The 6,672-nt window shown below is 54.6% G+C and carries 3 protein-coding genes; all 3 read left to right on the plus strand.

Going from position 1 to position 6,672, the window contains the following annotated elements:
• Positions 1-49: 49 nt before the first annotated feature.
• The 3 genes from RDM37_RS06265 to trxA all read left to right on the plus strand — a co-directional run bounded on the left by RDM37_RS06265 (position 50) and on the right by trxA (position 5,954).
• Entirely contained in the window at positions 50-1,501 is a 1,452-nt protein-coding gene (locus RDM37_RS06265) for a trigger factor (protein ID WP_308555958.1), read from the plus strand.
• A gap of 259 nt (positions 1,502-1,760) precedes the next feature.
• Positions 1,761-5,579 carry a DNA polymerase III subunit alpha gene (dnaE, locus tag RDM37_RS06270; protein WP_308555961.1) on the plus strand — a complete coding sequence of 1,273 codons (3,819 nt, stop codon included), beginning with the start codon at positions 1,761-1,763 and terminating at the stop codon, positions 5,577-5,579.
• Positions 5,580-5,636: 57 nt separating this feature from the next.
• Positions 5,637-5,954, plus strand: a complete 318-nt coding sequence (trxA, locus tag RDM37_RS06275) for a thioredoxin (RefSeq protein WP_293965491.1) — start codon at positions 5,637-5,639, stop codon at positions 5,952-5,954.
• The last annotated feature ends 718 nt before the right edge of the window (positions 5,955-6,672 follow it).

Raw genomic sequence — 6,672 nt, forward strand, 5'->3', positions numbered from 1 at the left:
ACCTTTGTCCTCTATAACTAAATATACACGCATATAGCATCTTAGTCCTATGAACATATCACACGAGCTTAAGGAAGATCAGGTTCTCTTGAACATCACGCTCACCAGTGACGAAATTAAAGAGAAAGTCACCGATCAGTTGAAGCAGCTGCGCAAGACAACTGAAACGCCAGGATTCCGCCCAGGCAAGACCCCAGCAGCACTCATTGAGAAGAAGTACGGTCAGGCTGTGCGCTTTAACGTTGTCAGCAGAGCCACATCCGATGAGGCCGTTAACTATCTTAAGGAGCAGGGCATTAAGACGGTCGGCGGTCTGCTCATGGAGCAAGACGACAATAGCTATACGCCTGAGCAGACAGACTACCAGCTACAGATATCGACGGGACTGCTTCCTCAGTTCCCCCAGACGATCGATAGCAGCGTGACACTCCCCCACTACACCGTCCAGGTCGACGATGCCGAGATCGATCAGATGATCAGCAACGCTCAGGAGAGTGCTGGCGAGCGCTCCGAGGTCGAGGACGTACAGGAGAAAGATATCCTCTACGTCTCTGTACAGGAGCTAGATGACAAGGGCAAGCACACCTCTGAGGGCATCGCGCTTGAGGAGAGCTTCCTCATGCCACAATATGTGACCAATGAGGAGGTTCGCGCAGAGATCCTAAAGGCTCACAAGGGTGACACGCTCACCATAGACCTACAGAAGGCTTATGACGGCAGCGAGGTCGAGATCGCCTCTTTCCTCCAGATCAAGCAGGAGGAGGTCAAGGATCACACGAACCCCTTTGAGATCAAGATCAACCGCATCCTACGCAACACACCACACGCTATCGATGAGAAGCTCTTTAAGCTGATGCTCGGCCCAACGACCGAGGTGACTACCGAGGAGGGACTCAGAGCTGAGCTAAAGCGCATGCAGGAGTCGCGCAACGCATCGATGGCTAACGATGTCTTTACCACGGTCGTCTCCAAGTATGTCGTCGAGCAGATCCAGGGGCTGCCCTTCTCTGACAAGCACCTAGCCCTCCTACTCAACGAAAAGACAGAGGAGGAGACTCAGGAGGAGTACGACGAGCGGATCAACCAGGTTATGCCTTACGTGCGCTACCAGTGCATGATCGCCGAGCTCATCAAGCAGCTAGACGTTGAGGTCTCCGAAGGACTGGTTCGTCAGATCGTCAGAGAGGGTGTCATGAGACAAGTACAAGCTGCTGGTCTCGGTCAGCTACTCTCCAACGATGAATTCATCGAGAGCCTCGTCAACAATACGATGGAGCAGCACAGCGAGCAGCTCTTTGCCGCTAAGGAGCAGGCTAAGGAGCAGGCTCTCGCAGCAAAGGTTAAGGAGCTAGTCACGCTCGACGAGCAGGAGCCTCTCTCTGTCGACGAGCTCTATAAGGTGCACACCAAGCTCCAGGAGGAGATCAACACGCTACTCAAGTTCCATGACGAGGAGCCAGAGGACGAGGAGAGCGAGGAGTCAGCACCAGAGGAGAAGTAGCCTAGCACCTTTCCCCCCAAACATACCGATAGCGGGATCATCTCACGATGGTGAGGTGGTCCCGCTAATCTATTCTAGTGACCAAAGGAGGGCCAGTAGCCCTCCCCTCGTGAGACTGTTGACTTATGCAGCAGTCTCTATCGGGGATCATTTGCGCCGAATAGTGTATCTTTGTAGGGAGGATCTGCGGGTGCATCATTGCACCCGAGAGAGCGACCCGAAGCTCGCTCGCACCTCTTTACATCTCACGCTCAGTCTCATGAATCACACTCCCGACACTCCCCATAGTCCCTCGGCTGGGACACGTATGTACGTGCCGCTGCACGTTCACTCGCACTACTCTATACTAGATGGTATGGCACCCGTCGAGAAGCTCGTCGACAAGGCGGTCGCCTGCGGTATGCCGGGCATTGCACTCACCGATCACGGTGCTATGTATGGCATCAAGAACTTTACCAACTATGCCAACGATAAGATCAACGGCGACAAGCTCGCCCAGATCAAGTCGCTCCGCAAGCAGATCAAAGAGCTAGAAGCCGATGCATCCAATGCAGACGAGATCGCGCGCATCGAAGGGGAGATCAAGACGATCGAGCAGAGCCTCTTCAAGGCGATCATAGGCTGTGAGGTGTACGTAGCGCGCCGTTCGCTCGAGCTGAAGGACAAAGATGCCAAAGATCCCGACAACCCCACCCGCAGCATAGACCGCAGTGGCTACCACCTGATACTCCTAGCTAAGAACCTCCAGGGTTACCGCAACCTCATCAAGATGGTCTCCATAGCGTGGGAGCATGGTGAGTATTACAAGCCGCGTATCGACAAGAAGCTGCTAGCAGAGCATCATGAGGGGATCATCGCCTCCAGTGCTTGCCTCGGGGGCGAGATCGCACAGCACATCCTGCATGGGCGTCTCGACGAGGCGCGCCAGACGGCACTGTGGTACAAGGAGACCTTCGGCGAGGACTACTACCTAGAGATCATGCTCCATCCGAATAGCGACTCGCCGAGTGGTCAGGAGACCTACCGCAAGCAGCTACAAGTAGCTCAGGAGGTGATCAAGATGGGACAAGAGCTGGGCATCAAAGTCATTGCGACGAACGACACCCACTTCCTGAACGAAGAAGATGCCGAGGCGCACGATCACCTGATCTGTATGACGACCAATACGCCCATCTCCGATCCCAATCGTATGCGTTACACCAAGCAGGAGTGGCTCAAGTCGCCCGAAGAGATGACGGCAATCTTTGCCGACTACCCAGACGTACTGGAGAACACGCTAGAGGTGTGCAACAAGGTGGAGTACTACAGCATCGACCACGCTCCGCTGATGCCTCACTTCGAGCTTCCCGAGGGCTTTGCTAGCGAAGACGACTACCTGCGCCACCTCACCTACGAGGGTGCCAAGAAGCGCTACGGCGACCCCGTCCCCACAGAGGTACAGGAGCGCATCGACATGGAGCTGGGCGTGATACAGAACATGGGCTTCCCCGGCTACTTCCTCGTCGTGCAGGACTTCATCGCAGCAGCCCGACAGCTAGGCGTGCGCGTCGGTCCCGGTCGTGGGTCCGCAGCTGGCTCTGCGGTCGCTTACTGCCTCTCGATCACCCAGATCGAGCCGATCAAGTACGGCTTGCTCTTCGAGCGTTTTCTCAACCCCGACCGTATCTCCATGCCCGATATCGACATTGACTTTGACGATAAGAACCGCTGGCGTGTCCTCGAGTGGGTCACCAATAAGTATGGTCGCGATCATGTGTCCAACATCATCACGCTCACCACGATGGCTACAAAAGGGGCGATCAAAGGGGTGGCACGCGTCGAGGAGCTGCCGCTAGACCAAGCCAATAGGCTCTGCAAACTCATCCCCGATAGAGCGCCCGAAGGGGTCAAGCACCTCAACCTAGAGTGGATGGTGCAAAACAACCAAGAGTTTCGCGAGGCATCCGTTAGTCAGAACGAGCAGCTAGCCAATACGATCCGCTATGCCCGTCAGCTAGAGGGTACAGCTAGTACCACAGGCGTACACGCCTGCGGTGTCATCATCAGTGGTCCGCCCGTCAGCGATGTCGTTCCCCTCTCTACCGCCATCGACCCAGACACCAACGAGCGCAAGCTGGTAGCGCAGTATGAGGGTAAGGTGATCGAGCCCACGGGACTGATCAAGATGGACTTCCTCGGTCTGCAGACCCTCAGCATCATCAACGATGCCCTAGAAAACATCAAGATGAGCTACGGCATAGACCTAGACATCGACACGATCCCCGTCGACGATCCCAAGACCTTCGAGCTATACTCACGCGGTGACACCGTCGGCACCTTCCAGTTTGAGAGCCCAGGCATGCGCAAGTACCTACAGCAGCTTGAGCCGACCGAGTTTAAGGATCTAGTCGCTATGAATGCGCTCTACCGCCCAGGTCCTATGGACAATATCCCCACCTTCATCGAGCGCAAGCATGGTCGTCAGGAGATCACCTACGACCTGCCCGAGATGGAGCCTTACCTCAAGGACACCTACGGCATCACCGTCTACCAGGAGCAGGTGATGATCCTCTCTCGTGTGCTGGGCGACTTCACACGAGGCGACAGCGATAGCCTGCGTAAGGCGATGGGTAAGAAGAAGGAAAAAGAGATGGCCAAGTACCGCATCAAGTTTGTCGAAAACGGGGTCGCCAAGGGACATCCACGTGACACCCTCGAGCGCATCTACGACGGGTGGCAGAAGTTTGCCAGCTACGCCTTCAACAAGAGTCACTCCGTCTGCTACGCCTGGGTCGCCTACCAGACCGCTTACCTCAAGGCGCACTACCCCGCACAGTTTATGGCAGCACTACTGACCTGCAACCAAAACAAGTCCGACAAGCTCACCAAGTACCTCGAGGAGGTGCAGCACATGGGACTAGAGGTCAAGGGGCCAGACGTCAACGAGAGCTTCTCCGCCTTCTCGGCAAACAAAGAGGGCGTCATACGCTTTGGCCTCGGAGGTATCTCACACGTCGGGCTATCAGTCGCTGAGGCTATCATACAGGAGCGCGAGGAGCATGGCCCCTACCAAGACGTATACGACTTCTTCCAGCGCACCGACCTGAGCAACTGCTCACGACGCGCGCTCGAGGCACTCATCCTGTCAGGTGCCTTCGACAACTTTGGCATCGAGCGAGAGGTTTACTTCGCACCCATCGCTAAGAGTAACGCGAGCAGCCTCTCCTATGGCAAGGACGAGACCTTCCTCACAGCACTCATGCAGTACGGCAAGATCCTCGAGAGCGAGCGCACGCAGGTGCAGGCCTCACTCTTTGGCGATAGCGACCCCAGTGTCAAGCTCCCCAAGCCAATGCCCCCCAAGGATGTGGAGCCCTGGAGCCATCTAGAGCGACTCACCAAGGAGCAGACCTATATAGGTATGTACCTGAGTGCCCACCCGCTAGACCCCTACGCCTTTATCATCGAGAACATCTGCAACTGCCCCGCTTCCGACCTAGAGCACTTTGCCGAGCTAGGCCTCACACAGCTCACCAGCGCCGGTCTAGTCACCAAGGTGCGTCAAGGCATTAGCAAGAAAAACCAGCCTTACGCCATTATCCAGATCGAAGACACCTCTGGCACGGGCGAGATACCGCTCTTTGGGCAGGATTACGTAAATTTCGGTAACTTTGCACAGGAAGGACTAGCCATCTTAGCGAAGATGAGCGTCACGCCAAGCCGATACGATCCGAATCGCCTCTACCGCACTGTGCAGAGCATGCAGCTCCTCTCAGACATCACTGAGGATGCCTTCAGGAGCATCCAGCTGACCATCAATCTGAGTCAGGGCGAAGACGCCACCCCAACGGTTGCATACGAAGAGGGTGCCGACGGCGAGGAGGAGATACTCGACCGCCCCAACACCCTCGAGGGTGCTATCGAGCTGGGCAACGCAATCAAGGATCACCCCGGTAAGACGGAGCTAGAGATAACCTTCTGCTCCTCTATGGTACCCTACACGACCACCATGTATGCACCCAGCATAGAGCCCGGCAAGTGGCTCCTGGAGATCGTCAAGAAGTATCAGATCCAGTGTACCGTGCAGACAGCTAAGTGATAGTCCCTACCTATTATATAGAAGACATTTCATACTAACTCTAAATACACAAGAACTATGGCAATGGAAATAACAGATGCAAATATAGCCGGTCTGATGGCTGAGGGCAAACCGATGATCCTAGACTTCTGGGCTACCTGGTGTGGTCCCTGTCAGATGATCGGCCCGATGATTGAGGAGCTCGCTGAGGAGTTCGACGGCAAGATCATCATCGGCAAGGTCAACGTCGACGAAAACAGCGATCTGCCCAGTCAGTACGGCATCCGCAACATCCCAACGATCCTCTTCTTCAAGGGCGGTGAGATGGTCAGCAAGCTCGTCGGCGCACAGAGCAAGGCTAAGCTACAGGAGGAGGCTCAGAAGCTCCTCGACTAGTCCTGCGACAGTCGTCATCGGACAGCGTCCGTCGTCACGGCGTAACGACCCGACGTATCACTACACGTAAACTTTCGGACAGCGTCCGAGTCACACACGATAGCCACGTGGGAAGCCCCAAACTTCCACGTGGCTATTTTTTATTTCCCACATAGGCGCGAAAAAACTCTTCGGACTTATCATTTCATTCTTCCGAAGTTTCATTTCATTCTTCCGAAGTTTTATTTCGTCCCTCCGTGGGGATTTCTAAATTCCTCCCTTGGGATCACTTCGTCCCTCCGTGGGGATCATTCCGTCCCCCCGTGGGGATTAAAAAATCCCCACGGAGGGGTTTGAAAATCTCCACGTGGATATCGCACGTTCCCGCCCAAAAACGTGTCCCGACCCACCATCCAGCATCCCGTCAATCCCGATCGCTCCACTCTCTAATCTCTAACTTCTAATCTCTAACCTCTAATTCCTCCTCCTCCGATCTCTCCGATCCTTCCGATGCTCTCCGATTCCTAATTTCTAATCTCTAATCTCTAACTTCTAACCTCTAGTCTCTAACTTCTAACCTCTAGTCTCTATTTACATATCTTTACGGAGAAAATCGTCCGATCCCATCCTTTCTCGAATATCCACGTGGAAAATCTCAAATCTCCACGTGGATATTTTTTATTTTGTCCTCTCCTGAAATAGTACACAGTTGGGAAGCCAACCCCAACAACTATGAAAG

Source organism: uncultured Porphyromonas sp. (assembly GCF_902489635.1).
In the GTDB taxonomy this organism is placed as follows: Bacteria; Bacteroidota; Bacteroidia; order Bacteroidales; family Porphyromonadaceae; genus Porphyromonas.